Raw genomic sequence first — 17,550 nt, forward strand, 5'->3', positions numbered from 1 at the left:
TGGCGGTGACCGACGCCGTGGCCGCGACGTTGCTGGCGGTGGGGACTGGGGCTGGCGCGGGGGCCGCCGTGCCGGGGTAGGCCTGGAGTTCGGCGAGTCCGACGTTTCTGGTGGTGCCGCTGACGGTGGTGACGGTCAGCCGCAGGCTGGTGGTGGCGCGGTCGGGGAAGCTGACGCTGGTCGCTAGGCCGGCGTTGTCCAGGGCAGGGACCGGGACGGTGGTTCCGTCGGAGAAGGTCAGGGTTGCCCCGGTGACCTGGTCGTTGCTGTTGGGCCGGTCATAGAGCACGACCCTGTTGAGGGTGACGGCGGCGGGGAAGGTGAGGTTGAGGTAGCTTCCGGCCCGGCCGCCGACGGTGGCCCATTCCCGGGTGGCGTCGACCGGGTGACCGGCGATCACCCCGTCGACGGCCTTCGCGGCGGTCTGGCCCGACGTCGTGTTCTGGGAACTGGCGGTGACCGCCGCCGAGGCTGCAACGTTGGCGGGGTCCGGGCCGGCTGCGGGCGCCGCTGCGGGCGGCGCGACGGTGTAGGACCGGGACAGCCATTTGCCGACCGAGTTGTCGGAACATTCAAGGGCTGTGGTGCAGGTCTTGGAATCATGCTGGGCGTAGGCCAGGAAGGCATCGGTCTTGGCCGTCAGATCGGGATCGGCCACATTGGACGGGCGCTGGGAGGTTAGGTAGCCCTGGTAGCCGGTGATCGTGTGGGGCACGGTGTAGAGCTGCTGGGCGCCGAGCACGAGGTAGGCGACGGTGTGGTGGTCGCTGTGGTCTCCGTCACCGTAGCTGCCAGCGAAGTCCAGCGTGGCAATCTGGTCCGGCCGATAGCTGTTCATCAACGCCAGCAGGGTGCTCCGGAGCTCCGGGAGGGTGTACGAGGAGGAGCGGTTGACCGCGGTGATTGTGCTGATCGCGCCGCTGTAGAGCTTCTGCAGACTCTCATAGCCGTAGTTGGAACCGCCCCTTCCATCGCGGTGCCCGTCCGGCAGCCGGATGAAGGCCAGCGAGAGTTGTGTTGCCCCGTCCAGGGTGGCCACCGGAATCGGGTGCCCGGCGATACCGGCATCCGAAATTGACCAGGAGTTGCCGGTCCCGGCGAGGTGGGCATAGGCGGCCTTCACCCCGTCCTCGCGCGCGCTCCAGTAGTCCGCGTCGTCATTGGCGTCGCCGGCCGTGAGATAGACCGTGCGCACGCACAACCCGTCGCGGATGGCCGAGAGGAGCCAAGGGCTCTGGAATATCAGGTCGTCATCCTGGTGGGCGACGATGTTCATCGCCGTTCCGGCCGGACACCCGGGAGCCGCCGGGGCGTGGGGTGCGGTCGCCATGCTCCCGGTGAGCGCCGCGACTAGCGCTACCGCCAGCAGAACCAGGGACCCTCTGCGAGGCCGGGGAAACGGCATTTGACTCACCCTCACTGGTCATCAAGCAATTGCTCCTGGTGACAACCGCGCTGCCCGTTGCCGCCAGCTCTCACACGAGCCCTTACTGTCGAGGATGGTGGCCGTGTGGCACCTCACACCACGAGGGAAGCTACCCGAATAGGCCGTCACGGCACCCGTCTTTTGGCGCCCGCTACTTGGCCCCGGGGACAAGGGAAAGCACGTAGCGTCGAACGGGCGTTGCTTTCATTTGCCGGCGGTCCCGCCGGCGGCGGCAGCGACCCGCCGCGCCCTGTATTTCAGATCGGTAACGCAAGCTCCTATGCTTAGCTGGAGCCTTTGTAAGGATTTGGGGGCGAGTAGTCGTGAGGAAACCGTTATATGAGTAGTGTTCTGACAATCCGCGGAGGCGTCCCGCTGACTGGCCGCGTCACCGTGCGGGGGGCCAAAAATCTGGTCCCGAAGGCCATGGTGGCCGCCCTGCTGGGCAACGAGCCATCCGTGCTGCGCAACGTCCCCGAAATCAAGGACGTCGAGGTTGTCACCAGCCTGCTTCAGCTTCACGGCGTCACGGTGGAGAAGGACCCCATCACCGGGGATCTGACGCTCGACCCGACCAACGCGAAGACGGCGTCCCATACGGCGATCGACGCGCACGCCGGCGATTCCCGGATCCCGATCCTGCTGTGCGGTCCCTTGATCCACGCGATCGGCGAGGCCTTCATCCCGGACCTGGGCGGCTGCAAGATCGGTGACCGCCCGATCGACTACCACCTGAACGTGCTGCGGCAGTTCGGTGCCGTGGTGGAGAAGCGTCCCGGCGGCATCCACATCTCCGCGCCCGGCGGCCTTAAGGGCGCCAAGATCTCGCTGCCGTACCCCTCCGTCGGCGCCACCGAGCAGGTGCTGCTGAGTGCCACGAGGGCCGAAGGCATCACCGAGCTCTCCGGTGCGGCCACGGAGCCGGAGATCGTCGACCTGATCGCTGTGCTGCAGAAAATGGGTGCGATCATCAGTGTCCAGACGGACCGCACCATCCGGATCGAGGGTGTTCCGGACCTCGGCGGCTACAACCACCGAGCCCTCTCGGACCGCAACGAGTCGGCATCGTGGGCGTCCGCGGCGCTGGTGACGCGCGGCGACATCTTCGTCGAGGGCGCCACCCAGCGCGACATGATGACCTTCCTCAACACCTACCGCAAGGTCGGCGGCGGGATGGACATCGGCGAGGACGGCATCCGCTTCTACCACAAGGGCGGCAAGCTCAACCCGCTGGTCCTCGAAACGGACGTGCACCCAGGCTTCATGACGGACTGGCAGCAGCCGCTCATCGTGGCCCTGACGCAGGCCGAGGGCGTGTCGATCGTCCACGAAACCGTGTACGAGAACCGCTTCGGCTTCACCGAAGCGCTAATCCGGATGGGCGCCAACATCCAGGTCCACCGTGAATGCCTCGGCAGTGTGCCGTGCCGGTTCGGCCAGCGCAACTTCCTGCATTCCGCCGTGATTTCCGGGCCCTCCCAGCTGACCGGCACCGACATCGACGTGCCCGATCTTCGCGGGGGATTCAGCCACCTGATCGCGGCTCTGGCTGCCAACGGCACCTCCCGGGTCACCGGCATCGACATCATCAATCGCGGCTACGAGCGCTTCACGGAGAAGCTCGCGGGCCTGGGCGCCGATTTCGACATCACTCCGGCCGAGTAGCGGGTACCACGTGAAGGAATCGGCCAAGAGCCACATCACTTTTGTTGTCGTGGCCGGGATTGTCCGTCCGGTCATGAACCTTCTGATGCGGAAGGAATGGATCGGCCTGGAGAAGCTGCCCGCCGGCGGCTTCATCGCAGCACCCAATCACTGCACCGAAATTGATCCTCTGGTGGTGGCACACCTGCTCTACAACCAGCAGCGGATGCCGCGCTTCCTGGCCAAGGCCGGACTCTTCAAGGTGCCCGTGCTGGGATTCGTGCTGCGCGCCACCAAACAGATCCCGGTCGAACGCTCGACGGCGGGCGCAAACCGCTCGCTGCAGATCGCCAAGGAAGTGGTGGATGAGGGCGGAGCCATCATCATCTACCCTGAGGGCACGCTCACCAGGGACCCCGAGCTGTGGCCGATGAAGGGCCACACCGGTGCCGCGCGGATGGCGCTTCAAAGCGGAATCCCCGTGGTGCCGATGGCTCATTGGGGTGCGCACGAGGTCCTGCCGCGCTATGCCAAGCGGCTCTACCTCTTTCCGCGGAAAACCTCTCGCCTGGTGGTGGGCGATCCGGTGGACCTCAGTGCCTTCGCCGGGCGTCCGTTGGACAAGGCGACCCTCGCCGAGGCCACCAACGTGATCATGGCGGCCATCACGGAACTCCTTGCCACCCTCCGCGGCGGACAGCCTCCGCTGGTCCGCTGGGACCCTGCGGCCCATAATCAGTCCACCCACGGCCGCTTTATTGAGCAAGGCGGAAAAACTGGCGGTCCTGCAAAACCAGAAGAGAAACTTGGGGATAGCGACGAATGACATTCGATCAAACGCGGGGACTGTCGGCCACGAGAGTTGCTGTACTCGGCGCCGGATCCTGGGGGACCACTTTTGCGAAGGTGCTCGCCGACGCGGCCACTGCCTCCGGCGTCGAACGCGACATCCGGATCTGGGGCCGCCGCGGTGAAGTAGTCGACCAGATCAACCTCAAGCACCGGAACGAGCAATACCTCAAAGATATTGCCCTTCCGCCCAGCATCACCGCTTCAACCGATGTCGCCGAGGTCCTCGCCGGCGCTGAGCTGGTGGTCCTGGCCGTTCCGGCCCAGACTCTGCGGCCGCAACTGCGCCAGTGGAAGAACCTGCTGGCACCCGGCGCCCTGGTGGTTTCCCTCATGAAGGGACTCGAGCTGCATTCCGATGCCCGGATGAGCGAGGTGATCTCCGAGGAGCTCGGCATTCCCGAAAACCGGATCGCAGTGGTGTCGGGACCCAACCTGGCCATGGAGATCGCCCGGGAGGAACCCACCGCCTCCGTCGTGGCCTGCTCCGATCCGATTGCGGCCGGCTGGATCGCCCGCAGCTGCACCGCCCCGTACTTCCGCCCGTACACCACAGGCGACGTCGTCGGCGTCGAAATCGGCGGCATCGTCAAGAACATCATTGCCCTGGCCGTCGGCATTTGCGAAGGCAAGCAGATGGGTGACAACACCAAGGCCTCGGTTATCACCCGCGGCCTCGCGGAGACCTCCCGGCTGTCGCTCGCCCTGGGCGGCGAGGCGCAGACGATGGCCGGCCTCGCCGGCCTCGGCGACCTCGTGGCGACCTGTTCCTCGCCGCTGTCCCGGAACCACACGGCCGGACGCCTGCTGGGCAAAGGGTTGACCCTGGACGAGGTCGCGGCCGAAATGACGCAGACGGCTGAGGGCATCAAATCCGCCCAGGCCGTCCAGGAGCTGGCTGGCAAGCTCGGCGTTGAGATGCCCATCACCGCGGCGGTCGTAGCCGTGCTGGCAGGAAAACTGTCCGTCGACCAACTGGGGCCGCTCCTGCTGTCCCGGGACCTGAAACCTGAAGGCGATTACTGAGCGTGTCTGAAGAAAACATGAGCACAACGGGACGATCCGCCCAGGCACGGCCCCGGGTGGCGGTGCTGTTCGGCGGACGCTCCAGCGAACACGCGGTGAGCTGCGTGACGGCCGCCGGGGTCCTCGGCGCCATCGACCAGACGAAGTACGAGGTCATCCCGATCGGGATCGCCAAAACCGGCCAGTGGGTGCTGGCCTCCGGGGACACCCATGACTGGTCGCTCTCGGCCTCATCCCTGCCCGAGGTCGCGTCCTCGGCGCGGACCGTCGCGCTCACCGAAATCGGCGGTGAACACCAGCTGATCGTGGCCTCCCCGAACGAGGTCCCGCAGGAACTGGGCGCCGTGGACGTGGTGTTCCCGCTGCTGCACGGTCCGTTCGGCGAGGACGGCACCGTCCAGGGCTTCCTGGAACTTTCCGACACCCGATATGTGGGCGCCGGTGTGCTGGCGTCGGCCGTGGGCATGGACAAGCACTTCATGAAGGTGGTGTTTGAATCCGCCGGGCTCCGCGTGGGCCCGTACATTGCCGTGACGGACCGGCAGTGGCGCAACGACCCCGAGACCGTCCGCAAGCGCGTGGACCAGCTCGGCTTTCCGGTCTTCGTCAAGCCCGCGCGGGCGGGTTCGTCCATGGGCATTTCCAAGGTGGACTCGCTCGAAGGCCTGGACGCCGCGATTGAGGCAGCCCGCGAACACGATCCTAAACTCGTCATCGAGGCGGGCATCGTCGGCCGCGAAATCGAATGCGCCGTTCTGGAAGGCCGGGGAACCAACGCTCCCCGGACGTCCATGCCAGGAGAGATTTCCGTGGCAGGAGGCGGGCACGAGTTCTACGACTTCGACGCCAAGTACGTTGACGACGCCGCGGCCCTCAGCTGCCCCGCCGATCTCCCGCACGAAGCCATCGCCCGGGTCCGCGAGCTGGCCGCCGTCGCCTTCGACGCTGTCGGGGCCGAGGGCCTGAGCCGGGTCGATTTCTTCTACACCCCCGAGGGTGAGCTCATCATTAACGAGATCAACACCATGCCCGGGTTCACGCCCAAGAGCATGTACCCGCAGATGTGGAAGGCCTCCGGACTGGGCTACGCGGAGCTGATCGACGAACTGATCTACCTGGCCCTGCACCGCAAGACCGGCCTGCGCTAGGGCCCTACTGGCTCGGCGGCAGGTTCTGCAGGTCTGCCTGACCCACGCAGTTCCGCGCCGCCGGTACCTTCGCAGCGGCTGCGGCCAGGTCTGCGAGCACGGTGGCGGAACTGATCCTGTCCGGGTCCATCAGGATCTCCGTGGCCGGTTCGCGGCCGAACGTGGTCAGAGTCCACACCGGGTCGCCCTCCTTGATGACCCAGTCAACGCCGTTCACGCTGACGCAGCGGTCGGTCGTCGGCCCCGGAACATTCACCCCACAGCGCAGGATGACCAGGGACGGGTCGCCCCACGCTGCGGTGGCCTGGCTGTTGGTCTTCCGCAGCTTGGCCTCGCCGATCGCGTCCGGCAGCGCCACCATCATGGGGGCGCAGGCGGCGTTCGCCGCGTCTTTGGCGGGCGCGACGTCGACAACCGGAGCGCAGGCGCTCAGCACGAACCCTGCGGCCGCCGCCACGGCCAGAAGGCGGAGCGGACGTGCGGAGGCCGGGAAACGGAGCTGATGCATTGTTTAAGCCTATCCCGGCCTGCCGCGCGTCGCCGCACGGCGGGTCGCTCGTGAGCACGCCGGATGAACCTGAGATGAACGGCCCAAGTCGGCGTCGAGTAGACTGGAAAAATCGTGCAACTCTGGGGCGCTGCCGGCAATGACGTCCTTTTTGGCCAGAACCACGCACCATCGATTAGCTCATGTATCTGGGGGAGGGACGGCCATCACGTCGCGCAGCCTGAAATTCGACATTGTACGCACCGGACTGTCAGCACTGCTGGTCGCCTGGGCCCTGTCGGCGCCGCTCCCTTCCGCGCAGGCTGCAGATTTGCCTTCACCCGTTCCGGTACCGGAAATTGTCCTGCCTACTCCGGCGCCCCCGGAGATCGTGCCGCCAGCGGACCCCTCCGAGCCGGCAGATCCCGTCGTGCAGCCCTCCGACCCCGTCGTAGAGCAGCCGCCGGCAGTCGCTGAGTCGCCGGTCGTTCCCTCGCCGCCGGCCGCAGAGACGCCCGCCCCGGCTACAGCCCCGGCGCCGGGCTATCTGGTCGCTCCGCGGCAGGCTCCCCGGATCACCCAGCCCGCCGCACCGGGGATCGCGGAACCCGTCAAGACTTCAGTCGAGGCGACGGAGACGCCGTCGCCCACTCCCGAACCCAGCCAGTCGACGGCACCCGCGGCCGCTGCCCCACCGGCCGAACCTCCAGCCGTCATGCAGGCACAGATCCAGGCCGCCGTCGCCGTCGCCACCGGCAGCCCACTGGCGGTCCAGGTGGTCACGGTGTTGATTCTGCTCGCCGCCGGGTTCGCGTACAACAGGTTCCTCAGCGGGAAAAGCGACAGCTTCGCCTCCAAGGCCGGAGAGTAAGCATCCGGATGCGAAAACATGCCGGGCTGGACTCTGCCCGCCCTGAAGCGACAACCTCCCCGGTCCGCATGACGCTGCTGACGCACTCTTACTGGCCGGAGCACAGTCCGCCCCAGCGCCGGTGGACGGCCATGATCAAGGAATTTTCCCGCTTAGGCTGGGACGTCGACGTTGTGGCGCCCGTAGCGCACTACCCCTTCGGTCGCCGGGCGCTGCCCCGGCGGTTGGCAGGCAGGCCCTTCGTGCTGCAGGACGGACAATTCACCGAGAAGATCCTCCGCGTCCCGTATCTGCGCCACGGCAACTCCCGCGTCGCGCGCCTGGTGGACCAGTGCTTTTCGGCGGCGCTCTCCGTGCCCGCGGGCCTGCTTCTGCGCAAGCCCGACGTCGTCATTGTCACCGCACCAGCATTGCCGTCCCTGCTTGCCGGATACGCGCTCGCGAAGTTGCGTGGCGTACCGCTGATAGTCGAAATGCGGGATGCGTGGCCTGACCTTGCCCGCGATGCCCGCCTCGTCCAGGGAAGCGTCAAGAGCGTCGTGGAGCACGTCGTTGATTTCGTCCAGCACCGGGCAGACCTCGTGGTCACCGTGACCGAGGGTTTCGCCGAAACCCTTCGTTCACGCGGAGTCCGCAGGGTGGACACCATCAGCAACGGACTGCATTTGGACGCCATCCCGGTCCTCGATGCACCGGACCTGGAACGGCCCGTATTTGAGGCCCTTTACCTCGGGAACCACGGCGAGAGCCAGCGGCTGGAGGTTGCTATCCGGGCCAGCGCCTTGGTGGGCGATTCGATGCACCTGCACATGGTGGGGCACGGAACGCGGCGCCGGGCCCTTGAAAAGCTCGCCCGGGAGTTGAAAGCGCCGGTGACGTTCCACGCGCCGCTTCACGGGGAGGCCATGATGAAGCGGTACGCCTCAGCGGACACCTGCCTCGTTTCCCTCCGCGACGACTGGAAATCCTTCGAAACCACCGTTCCGTCCAAGACCTATGAGGTCCTGGCCGTAGGCCGCCACGTGACAGCAATGGTGCGCGGCGAGGCGGCCCGCGTCATTGCCGACGCGGAAGCCGGCGATATCGTGGCCAGCGACCCGGAGGCCCTGGCGGCCCTGTGGCGAGCGCTGGCCGCCGACCGGGGGCGACTCGTCCGCAACGGTGACAGCCGGCAGTGGGTCAAAACCCATGCCGAGTATGGGCTGTTGGCCAGCCGGTATGTGGACATCATCTCTGAACTCCTGGGCAAGGCATCCGTAGACCCCCGATGATCCAGGCCCTAAGAAACACGCGGCTCGCCGCGCACACTGCAGGACAGCACCTCGCAGACGATCCGATGCTGCTTTTCCTGCAGGTATCGCGGCGCGTCCCGTCCTCGGTGGTCCGCCCCCTGGCCCGGCTCACCTGCGCAGCGGCACCCAGGGGTTCCGCCGCCGTACCCGTGTTGCTCGCGTCCCTAGCACGCGGCGACACCGACGACGTCTCACGACGGCTGAGGATCGCCGCGGACCGCAACGTCTCCGGTGAAAAGGCCCGGAAGCTGGCGGACATCGCGCTCGTGGCCAATCAGCCGGAGCTCTCGGACCTCCTGCTGGCCGGTGCAGGCAGTGCGCCCGGCCGCAAGTCTGCGCAGGCACGCAGGCTCTGGTATGCCGGGGACCTCAGTGGCGCCGTCGCCGTCCTCGAGGGGTCCAACCGCGCGGGACGGCAGCAGCAGGCTCGGCTGGCCGGCGAGGCAGCCGTGTACACCGGCGCCGGGCCCTCATTGCGCCGGCAGGCGTTCACCCCCGTACCCGGCCGGGTGCTGCATTTGCTGACAAATTCCCTGCCCCACACCGCCAGCGGCTACGCCCAGCGGTCCCACTCGGTCATGGCGGCGCAGCAGGAGGCAGGCTGGGACGTACTGGCCGTCACACGGCTGGCCTACCCCGTGCAGGTAGGGAAGCTCCTGGCCCAGGCCAGGGATGTCGTGGACGGAGTCGAATACCGCCGTCTGCTCCCGGCGCGGCTGGCGCCGACCATGGACGCGCGGTTACAGCAACAGGCCGAGGAACTGCTGAAAGTGGCGCTGGAGTTCAAGCCCGGCATCCTCCACACGACCACCCACTTCGTTAACGGCCTGGTGGTCCGGGCGGTGGCTGAGGCCCTGGGGATTCCCTGGGTGTACGAGGTCCGCGGACAGCTGGCTGACACGTGGGCCGCCACGCGCGGACCTAACGCCCGGTCCAGCGAAAAGTACCGGCTCTTCCGGGAACGGGAAAGCGCCGTCATGCGCGACGCCGACCTCGTAGTGACGCTGGGCCAGGCCATGAAAGCCAACATCGTCGCGGCGGGCATCCCCGGGGAGAAGGTGCTCATCGCCCCCAACGCGGTGGGCGGGGCCTTCCTCGAGCCGCCGCTGGATCCGGCCGGCGCACGCCGCGAGCTGGGACTGCCGGAGGACGGACTCTTCATCGGCACCGTCAGCAGTCTTGTGGCCTATGAAGGCCTGGATGATCTCGTGAGGGCCTTCGCGCTCCTAGCGACGGAATACCCGCAGCTGCGCCTGCTGATCGTCGGTGACGGCGTTTCCAGACCCGCCCTGGAGGATCAGATCAGAGCCCTGGGACTGTCCGACCGGGCAATATTTACGGGGCGGGTGCCGCGGGATCTGGCCCCGCTCTACCACCAGGCTCTCGACGTCTTTGTGGTACCGCGCAAGGACCTGGACGTGACCCGGGCGGTGACTCCGCTTAAGCCCGTCGAGGCCCTGGCGAGTGCCCGGCCAGTGGTCGGGAGCGACCTGCCCGCACTTCGGGAGATAATAGACGACGGCGGTAACGGGATACTTGCCCCCGCCGAGAACCCCCGTGAGCTTGCCCAGGCGATCTCCACGCTGCTCTCCGACGCTCGCTACAGGGCGGCGTTGGGGCAGGCAGGCCGTGCAGCGGTGCTGGCCGAGAGGACCTGGGCGGCCAACGCCGAGGCCCTGACCACCCGCTACGCTGGGCTGCACCATGACCATGAGGAGAACGAATAGTGTCCGCAGATAGTGCAATAGACCCGGAGACGGTGGCCGTACAGCCGCTCTCCGTGGACATGCGGCGGCTGACGCGAGTCGGTTCGCGGCCATCGTTCCTGGATTATCTCGTCCGGCTCTGGGACTTCCGGCAGTTCATGTTCTACGACGCCCGTGCCCGCATTCAAAGCGGGACGCGCCGTGACCGACTGGGCAGCGCCTGGCTGCTGCTGAACCCCGTCTTCAATGGCCTGACCTACTTCCTGATCTTCGGGCTGCTGCTGAACACCAGCCGCGGGATCGAGAACTTCGTGGGGTACCTGGTGGTGGGCATCTTTGTGTTCCAGTACAGCTCCGGTGCCATCACGTCCGGCGCGCGCTCGATCCGGAATAACAAATCCGTGGTCCAGGCCTTCAACTTCCCGCGGGCAGCGCTTCCCATCGGCGCCAACGTGCGGGAGCTGCTCAGGGCGGTTCCCCTCATCCTGGCCATGCTGCTAATAGTGGTGGTGCTGCCTCCCGCGGAGGAAATCACCTGGCTCTGGATTCTTGTGGTACCGGCCATCATGCTGCAGGCGCTCTTCAACCTCGGGGTGGGACTCATCCTGGCCAGGATCATCTCCCGGGTCCACGACGTCACGCACCTGCTGCCTTTCGCGCTCCGGGCCTGGATGTACGGTTCCGCCATCTTCTTTTCCTACGACCGGTTCGTCACACATCCCGAAATCCTGGCCGTCATCAAACTCAATCCCTTGTTCAACGTGATCGACATCGTCCGGGACTGTGTCCTCTACGCCAGGGTTCCCCAGTGGCAGTCGTGGGCCATTCTCGCTGCCTGGGCCCTCGGGGCGCTCGGCGTGGGCCTCGTCTACTTCTGGAAGGGGGAGGAATCCTATGGACGCGGATGACCAGGAGCTCTACATCGAGGGCCACCCCTGCGTGGTGGTGGATAGCGTTGAGATGCGTTACCGCGTGACCTCCAGCGCGGCTTCTGACGCCGACACCGAAGAGGCCGCACCGCGCCTCTTCCGCCGCGCCGTCCGCAAACCCAACATGGTGACCGTGCACGCCCTGAACAGGCTGTCGCTCGTCGTCGAGCGCGGCGAGTCGGTGGGCATTATCGGCCGGAACGGCTCGGGCAAGAGCACGCTGATGAAGATCATCAGCGGCCAGTCCAAGCCGTCCAAGGGTGCCGTATTCGCCTCCAGCACCCCCATCATGCTCGGCGTGAATGCTGCTCTCGTGCAGGACCTTTCCGGCGACCAGAACGTGATCCTCGGGTGTCTCGCCATGGGCATGAGCCGGGCCGAGGTGGACGAGAAGTTCAACAGCATCGTTGAACTGTCCGGACTCGAGAAGTCCATCCACCTGCCGATGAAGTCCTACTCCTCAGGCATGGCATCCCGCCTCCGCTTTGCCATCGCAGCGAGCGTGGACCCGGAGATCCTCCTGGTGGATGAGGCACTCAACACCGGTGATGCCCAGTTCGCGGACCGCAGCAAGCTGCGGATGGATGAGCTCCGTGAACAGGCGGGCTGCGTATTCCTGGTCAGCCACAGCCTGGACACTATCAAGGACATGTGCACCCGGGCGATCTGGCTCGACAAGGGCGACCTGATCATGGACGGTGAGCCTGAGGCAGCCATCAAGGCCTACCAGGAGTTCACCCGCCACCTCTCCAAAGGCAACAACATTTCGGCCACCAGGATCCTCGACGAAGCCAAGGCGAATCTCGTGGCCACCGAGGTCCGCGGGCGGTCCTCACGCCGGAGCCGGGGTTGATGGCTGGTCTCCGGGAGGTCCGGACAGGGCTGTGGCATCTGCGGAGGGGAGGGCCGGCGCAGTTCAAGTCCTGGCGGTCCCGCCAGCGGATTGAACAGGGCTTTGCCGCGCCGCGCAACGTCCAGGGCGTCGAAGCGGCCTGGACCGGCCGCGGACACAAGCGGCGGCTCTCGCTCCTGCCGGCGATCCTGCCGCAACAGCAGCCATCCCGGCCGGATGTGCGTGCAGCCGTCATCCTGGATGATTTTTCCGCGCTGGCCTTCGGCTACGAGTGGTCCACCCTCCCGGTCCATCCGCACACCTGGCGCGCTGACCTGGCAGCCGGTGCCGTCGACCTGTTGTTCGTGGAATCGGCGTGGGCGGGAAATGGCGGACTGTGGCGCGGGAAACTGGCCGGCCCGAACGGTCCGAGTGCCGAGTTCCGCGAACTCGTCGGCTGGTGCCGGGAGCAAGGCATCACCACCGTCTTCTGGAACAAGGAAGACCCGCCCCACTATGATGACTTCCTCCCCGCCGCCCGGCTCTTCGATCAGGTTTTCACCTCCGATTCGGGCCGCATTCCGCAGTACCGGATGGATCTGGGCCATGAGCGGGTCAGTTCCCTTCCGTTCGCAGCCCAGCCCGCCATCCATAACCCGGTCAGGCCGGGACACGGCCGGCACAGCAGGGATGTTGCCTTCGCAGGGATGTACTTTGCCCATAAGTATCCTGAGCGCAGGGCCCAGATGGACTTCCTCCTCGGCGGTGCGCTGGACGCGTCCGCCAGGATGCGAACTGGCCTGGAGATCTTTTCGCGCCAGCTCGGCGGCAACGCCGAGTACCAGTTCCCGGCACCGCTGGACTCACGCGTTGTCGGTTCGCTGAGCTACCCGCAGACGCTGTCCGCGTACAAGGCGTACAAGGTTTTCCTCAACGTCAATTCGGTCGTCGACTCGCCCAGCATGTGCGCCCGGCGGATCTTTGAGATCACGGCATCCGGCACGCCTGTCGTGACCGCGCCCAGCCTGGCCATGGCGCAGTTCTTCACCCCCGCGGCGGTGCCCGTTGCCGCCACCCGCAAGGACGCCGAACACCTCACCCGCGCGCTGGTCTCCAACCCCGAGTTGAACGACCGCACCGCGCACCTGGCCCAGCGCACCATCTGGGCGGGCCACACGTACGCCCACCGGGCGGACACCGTCCTGCAGCACGCACTCCCGCGGCTGAAGGCCGGTGTGGGCCGGCCGTCGCTTTCGGTGCTGTTGCCAACCATCAGGCCGCAGAACCTTGAGAGTGTTTTCCGAACCCTTGCAGGACAACGCGGCGTGGAACCGGAACTGGTGCTGCTCACGCACGGCTTCCGACTCTCCACCGAACGGCTGGCGGAGCTTTCCGACCAGTCCGGGCTCCGGAACGTTGTGCTCCTGGAGGCGTCGCGGGAGGTTTCGCTGGGGGAGTGCCTGAACAGATGCGTCGCCGCGTCCGCTGGCCAGGTCCTCACCAAGATGGACGACGACGACCATTACGGCCCGCACTACCTGAGTGACCAGCTGCATGCGTTGTCGTACTCGGGTGCGGACGTAGTGGGCAAGCAGGCGCACTACATGCACCTTGAGCGGTCCAACGCGGCCATCCTGAGGTTCGCAGCCAGGGAGCACCGGTTCACGGACTTCGTGATGGGACCGACCATCATGGCCCGCCGGGACGTCTTCACGGACCATCCGTTCCAGCCCGTCACGGTGGGAGAGGACACCGCATTTCTCCGCGCCGTCCATGCCGCAGGTAAGGTCATCTATTCGTCGGACCGGTTCAATTACTTCCAGGTGCGCACCGGCGATGGACACACTTGGCAGGTCGAGGATGCCGAGCTGCTTGCTTCGGGCGACATAAAATTCTACGGAAAGCTGCACGGACATGTTGACATCTAGAACTGCCGAGACCGGGGCGAGCATCAGGACGGTCGCCGTCGTCGGCCTGGGTTACATCGGTCTGCCCACGGCAGCCATCCTGGCCACCAACGGTCTGGAGGTCATCGGGGTCGATCTGAACCAGGACACCGTGGACGCCGTCAACAACGGTCACGTGCCGTTTGTGGAACCTGACCTGGGCATCCACGTCGCGGGCGCGGTCAGCCGGGGAAGGCTCCGAGCCCAACTCGAAACTCCGAGCGCGGATGCTTACATCGTTGCCGTGCCGACGCCGTTCAATGCCGACAAGTCCGCGGACATGTCCTACATCGCAGCCGCCGCCCGTGCCATCGCGCCCCAGCTGAGCGGCGGTGAGCTGGTGATTCTGGAGTCGACATCACCTCCCGGGAGCACCCGCCGGCTCGCCGAACTCATCCTGGGCATCCGCCCGGACCTAAGCCTTGACGGCCGGGACGGCAAGGCTGCCCTTCTGGTGGCGCACTGTCCCGAACGGGTACTGCCGGGCCGGATCATGATCGAGTTGGTGACGAACGACCGTGTGGTCGGTGGCCTCACCGCGGAGGCCGCCGAGGCCGCGGCCGCGCTGTACGGAGTGTTCTGCCAGGGCGAAATCCACCTCACAGACGCCGCGACCGCCGAGATGTCCAAACTGGTGGAGAACGCCTACCGCGATGTGAACATCGCGTTTGCGAACGAACTATCGGTCATCAGCGACAACCTGGACATTGACGTGTGGGAGCTCATCCGTCTGGCAAATCATCATCCGAGGGTCAACATCCTCCAACCCGGACCCGGCGTCGGCGGGCACTGTATCGCTGTGGACCCCTGGTTCATTGTGGCCGCTGACCCGGATAATTCCGTCCTGATCCGTACCGCCCGCGAAGTCAATGACCGCAAGCCCGGCCACGTCGTGGAACAGGTCCGGAAAGCTGCCAGCGGCGTCAGCCGTCCGGTGATTGCCTGCCTGGGCCTGTCCTTCAAAGCAAACATTGACGATGTCCGGGAGTCGCCGGCGGTGGAGATCGTCCGTCGAGTGGCCACGTTGCAGCCACATGCGGATATCCTTGTCGCGGCGCCGCACAAGAATCAGCTGCCGCAGGAGTTGGCTGAGTGTGGCAACGTCCGGCTGGTGGAAACCGATAAGGCGATCGAGGCGGCCGACGTTGTGGTGCTGCTGGTCGATCACGACAGGTTCCGTGAGATAGAGCCGTCGAGCCTTGAGGGCAAGAAGGTCATCGACACCCGCGGTTTCTGGCGCTGAAGAAGTCGCCGAAAGCGTTAGGCGCTTGTCGGCAAAACGAAAAATGAGGGTCCAGGCCGCTGACAGCGGCCGGCCCAGGGGAGAGTAATGGATAACCGAAGTGACACATCCGCGCGGCTGCCCGCCGGCAAGCATTTTGCAGTCACCTGGAGCGTGCCTGTGGTGCACGGCGGTAGAACAAACTCCATGCTGCACCGCTCCCGGGCCTTCGCCGCCGAAGGCGGCGCGCCGGTGGAAATTCTCACCTTCGACAATTTCCGGGACTACCCGGACATCCGGAAGACGCTCACCGAGCAGGGGAAACTGACCGACGGCGTCACTCTTCGCAACATCTGGGAAGACCTGGCCCACCTTGCCGGCGATGCCCCCGTTCTCCCGGCGGAGGAGCTCGCCGGGTTCACTCCGCTCGGTGAGTCCGGAACGCCCGTCACCACGGTGGAGGGCGGCCCGAGCGGACGGACCCAGCGGTTTGCTGCTGACGGCACCACGCTGCTGCAGACGGACTACCTGCGAGAGGACGGAACGCTCTTCCTTTCGGACCGCAACGATGTGGAAACCCCGGGCCAGCACGGGGGCAGGTCGCTCACCCTCTGCAATGCCCAGAGCCTGCCGGTGGAGAAGTGGCGTTCATCCTGGGAAATGTACCGGTCCTGGCTGGATCACCTGACCGACGGTGACGACTCGTTCTTCATCGTGGACAACAAGCACGCCTCGACGTTCATGAAGACCTATCGGCGGCCATCCGCGACCGTATTTCTGATGGTCCATGATTCCCACCTCGCCACGGCTGTCAACGGGCCGGCGTCGCCGCTTTCGGGCTCCGGCGACGTGGTCGTCCCCCGCTTCGACAACTTCGACGGTGTGGCAATCCTGACGCAGATGCAGGCCGGGGACATCAGGGCACGCGTTGGGGACATCGGCAACATCCATGTCATACCCAACAGCCGTGCGGTGCCCGTCCAGCCCGTGGAAGGTGACCGCGACCCGACTGCCGGCGTCCTGCTGGCCCAATTGCGGCCCCTCAAGCAGATCGATCACGCCATCCGGGCGGTAGCCGACGTGAACCACCGCCTCGAGACCACCGCCACGTTGGGTATCTACGGCGAGGGCGACGAGGGTTCCAAGCTGGAAGGCCTCATCCAGCGGCTGGGCGTATCCGCACTGGTCCAGCTGAAGGGCCACACCCATTCGCCGGCCAAGGTGTTCGGCGAATCCTCTTTTTCGCTGCTGACGAGTTCGTCCGAATCGTTCGGCCTGGTGATCCTGGAGAGCATGTCCGCCGGCTGTGTACCCATCGCGTACGACATCCACTACGGCCCGTCGTCCATCATCACGCACGGCGTCAACGGCTACATCGTCGAGTACGGGAATGAGGAGGCGCTGGCCGAGTGTGTGGCAGCGTTCTTGGCACTGCCGGCAGAACAGAAAGCCGAAATGCGGGAAGCCGCGATTTCCAGGGCCGTCGACTTCTCCGACGCCCCTGTCGTTGCCATGTGGTCCGAGGCATTGGCGGCCGCGGCTGCCAGGAAAGCCGTCCCCGCCCCGGAACTCAGAGTGGCTGTTACGGACACTGTCTGGGGGACATGGTCTGACGGGGCACTCGATTTACGGGTAACCGCCCAGCTGACCGCTGAGAGCGACAGCCTCGAGGCGGCGACGCCGCGTTTCCTCTGCAGGCTCAGGGTCCGGGGCAGCGAGTCCTTCTTCAGGGCATCCGGTGAGTTGACCGGACAACCTGCCGACGGCGAATGTACAGTCGTGTTCCGCTTCGCCCCGGACGTCATGCAGGCGTTGAGCGAGTCCGTCGTGGACGCCACCCTTGAGACCCAACTTCTGGGCCGCCGCGTGACGTCGCGGCTGCCCTTCCGTGCCCCGGTCCCGACTCCCATGGACATCTATGGAACAGTGCACGGAAACCTGAGCCTTCGCCCGCTGCAGCCCGCAGCCTCCATATCCACAGCCAATGCAGTCTAAGTTTTCGGAGAACGTTATGAACCAGCAGGACGCGCGCGATGACCAGGCCAGCAGCCTTCCGTCCCTGCCCCAGGGGTATCACTGTGCCATCACCTGGGGGATCCCCACGGAGTACGGCGGAATGACAAATGCCCTCCTGCACCGTTCGCGGGCGTTTAGCCAGGAGGCAGGGGTGCC

14 protein-coding genes are annotated in these 17,550 nt (G+C 66.0%); 12 read left to right on the top strand and 2 right to left on the bottom strand.

The features are described 5' to 3' along the window. Positions 1-1,330, bottom strand: a 1,330-nt coding sequence (locus ACZYZ5_RS15245) for a PIG-L family deacetylase (RefSeq protein WP_463902762.1), incomplete at its 3' end; no start/stop codon positions are given. Between the two features lie 435 nt (positions 1,331-1,765). On the opposite strand from ACZYZ5_RS15245, the gene murA reads away from it, so the two are divergent. From murA to ACZYZ5_RS15265, 4 genes are read left to right on the top strand one after another with little or no spacing between them, the layout of a single operon-like run. Next, on the top strand, positions 1,766-3,091 hold the full coding sequence (gene murA / locus ACZYZ5_RS15250; RefSeq protein WP_463902763.1) for a UDP-N-acetylglucosamine 1-carboxyvinyltransferase: 1,326 nt from the start codon (positions 1,766-1,768) through the stop codon (positions 3,089-3,091). A gap of 10 nt (positions 3,092-3,101) precedes the next feature. Next, positions 3,102-3,896 carry a lysophospholipid acyltransferase family protein gene (locus ACZYZ5_RS15255; protein WP_463902764.1) on the top strand — a complete coding sequence of 265 codons (795 nt, stop codon included), beginning with the start codon at positions 3,102-3,104 and terminating at the stop codon, positions 3,894-3,896. Continuing rightward, a complete protein-coding gene (locus tag ACZYZ5_RS15260; protein ID WP_463902765.1) occupies positions 3,893-4,945 on the top strand; it encodes an NAD(P)H-dependent glycerol-3-phosphate dehydrogenase in 1,053 nt (350 codons plus the stop codon). The genes ACZYZ5_RS15255 and ACZYZ5_RS15260 overlap by 4 nt, the downstream gene beginning before the upstream one ends. A 17-nt stretch (positions 4,946-4,962) precedes the next feature. Continuing rightward, entirely contained in the window at positions 4,963-6,093 is a 1,131-nt protein-coding gene (locus tag ACZYZ5_RS15265) for a D-alanine--D-alanine ligase family protein (protein ID WP_463902876.1), read from the top strand. Between the two features lie 4 nt (positions 6,094-6,097). Here ACZYZ5_RS15265 and ACZYZ5_RS15270 read toward each other — a convergent pair whose 3' ends face one another. Then, a complete protein-coding gene (locus tag ACZYZ5_RS15270; protein WP_463902767.1) occupies positions 6,098-6,601 on the bottom strand; it encodes a DUF3515 family protein in 504 nt (167 codons plus the stop codon). Between the two features lie 310 nt (positions 6,602-6,911). On the opposite strand from ACZYZ5_RS15270, the gene ACZYZ5_RS15275 reads away from it, so the two are divergent. The 8 genes from ACZYZ5_RS15275 to ACZYZ5_RS15310 all read left to right on the top strand — a co-directional run bounded on the left by ACZYZ5_RS15275 (position 6,912) and on the right by ACZYZ5_RS15310 (position 17,373). Continuing rightward, on the top strand, positions 6,912-7,451 hold the full coding sequence (locus ACZYZ5_RS15275; protein ID WP_463902769.1) for a flagellar biosynthesis protein FlhF: 540 nt from the start codon (positions 6,912-6,914) through the stop codon (positions 7,449-7,451). Positions 7,452-7,519: 68 nt separating this feature from the next. Continuing rightward, positions 7,520-8,722, top strand: coding sequence for a glycosyltransferase family 4 protein (locus tag ACZYZ5_RS15280; RefSeq protein WP_463902878.1), 1,203 nt, complete (start codon positions 7,520-7,522; stop codon positions 8,720-8,722). Next, positions 8,719-10,470 (top strand): glycosyltransferase family 4 protein, encoded by a 1,752-nt coding sequence (locus ACZYZ5_RS15285; protein WP_463902772.1) that lies wholly within the window; start codon positions 8,719-8,721, stop codon positions 10,468-10,470. The genes ACZYZ5_RS15280 and ACZYZ5_RS15285 overlap by 4 nt, the downstream gene beginning before the upstream one ends. Continuing rightward, positions 10,470-11,357 carry an ABC transporter permease gene (locus ACZYZ5_RS15290; RefSeq protein ID WP_463902773.1) on the top strand — a complete coding sequence of 296 codons (888 nt, stop codon included), beginning with the start codon at positions 10,470-10,472 and terminating at the stop codon, positions 11,355-11,357. The genes ACZYZ5_RS15285 and ACZYZ5_RS15290 overlap by 1 nt, the downstream gene beginning before the upstream one ends. Further along, on the top strand, positions 11,344-12,231 hold the full coding sequence (locus ACZYZ5_RS15295; protein WP_463902774.1) for an ABC transporter ATP-binding protein: 888 nt from the start codon (positions 11,344-11,346) through the stop codon (positions 12,229-12,231). The genes ACZYZ5_RS15290 and ACZYZ5_RS15295 overlap by 14 nt, the downstream gene beginning before the upstream one ends. Further along, complete coding sequence (locus ACZYZ5_RS15300; protein ID WP_463902776.1) at positions 12,231-14,138, top strand: glycosyltransferase family protein; 1,908 nt, start codon at positions 12,231-12,233, stop codon at positions 14,136-14,138. Before ACZYZ5_RS15295 ends, ACZYZ5_RS15300 begins: the two co-directional genes overlap by 1 nt. Then, entirely contained in the window at positions 14,125-15,399 is a 1,275-nt protein-coding gene (gene wecC, locus ACZYZ5_RS15305) for a UDP-N-acetyl-D-mannosamine dehydrogenase (RefSeq protein WP_463902779.1), read from the top strand. The genes ACZYZ5_RS15300 and wecC overlap by 14 nt, the downstream gene beginning before the upstream one ends. A gap of 186 nt (positions 15,400-15,585) precedes the next feature. Then, the gene (locus ACZYZ5_RS15310) at positions 15,586-17,373 is read left to right on the top strand and encodes a glycosyltransferase (RefSeq protein WP_463902781.1); all 1,788 of its coding nucleotides are present in this window, start codon (positions 15,586-15,588) and stop codon (positions 17,371-17,373) included. The last annotated feature ends 177 nt before the right edge of the window (positions 17,374-17,550 follow it).

It is taken from the genome of Pseudarthrobacter ribosi, from assembly GCF_055412865.1.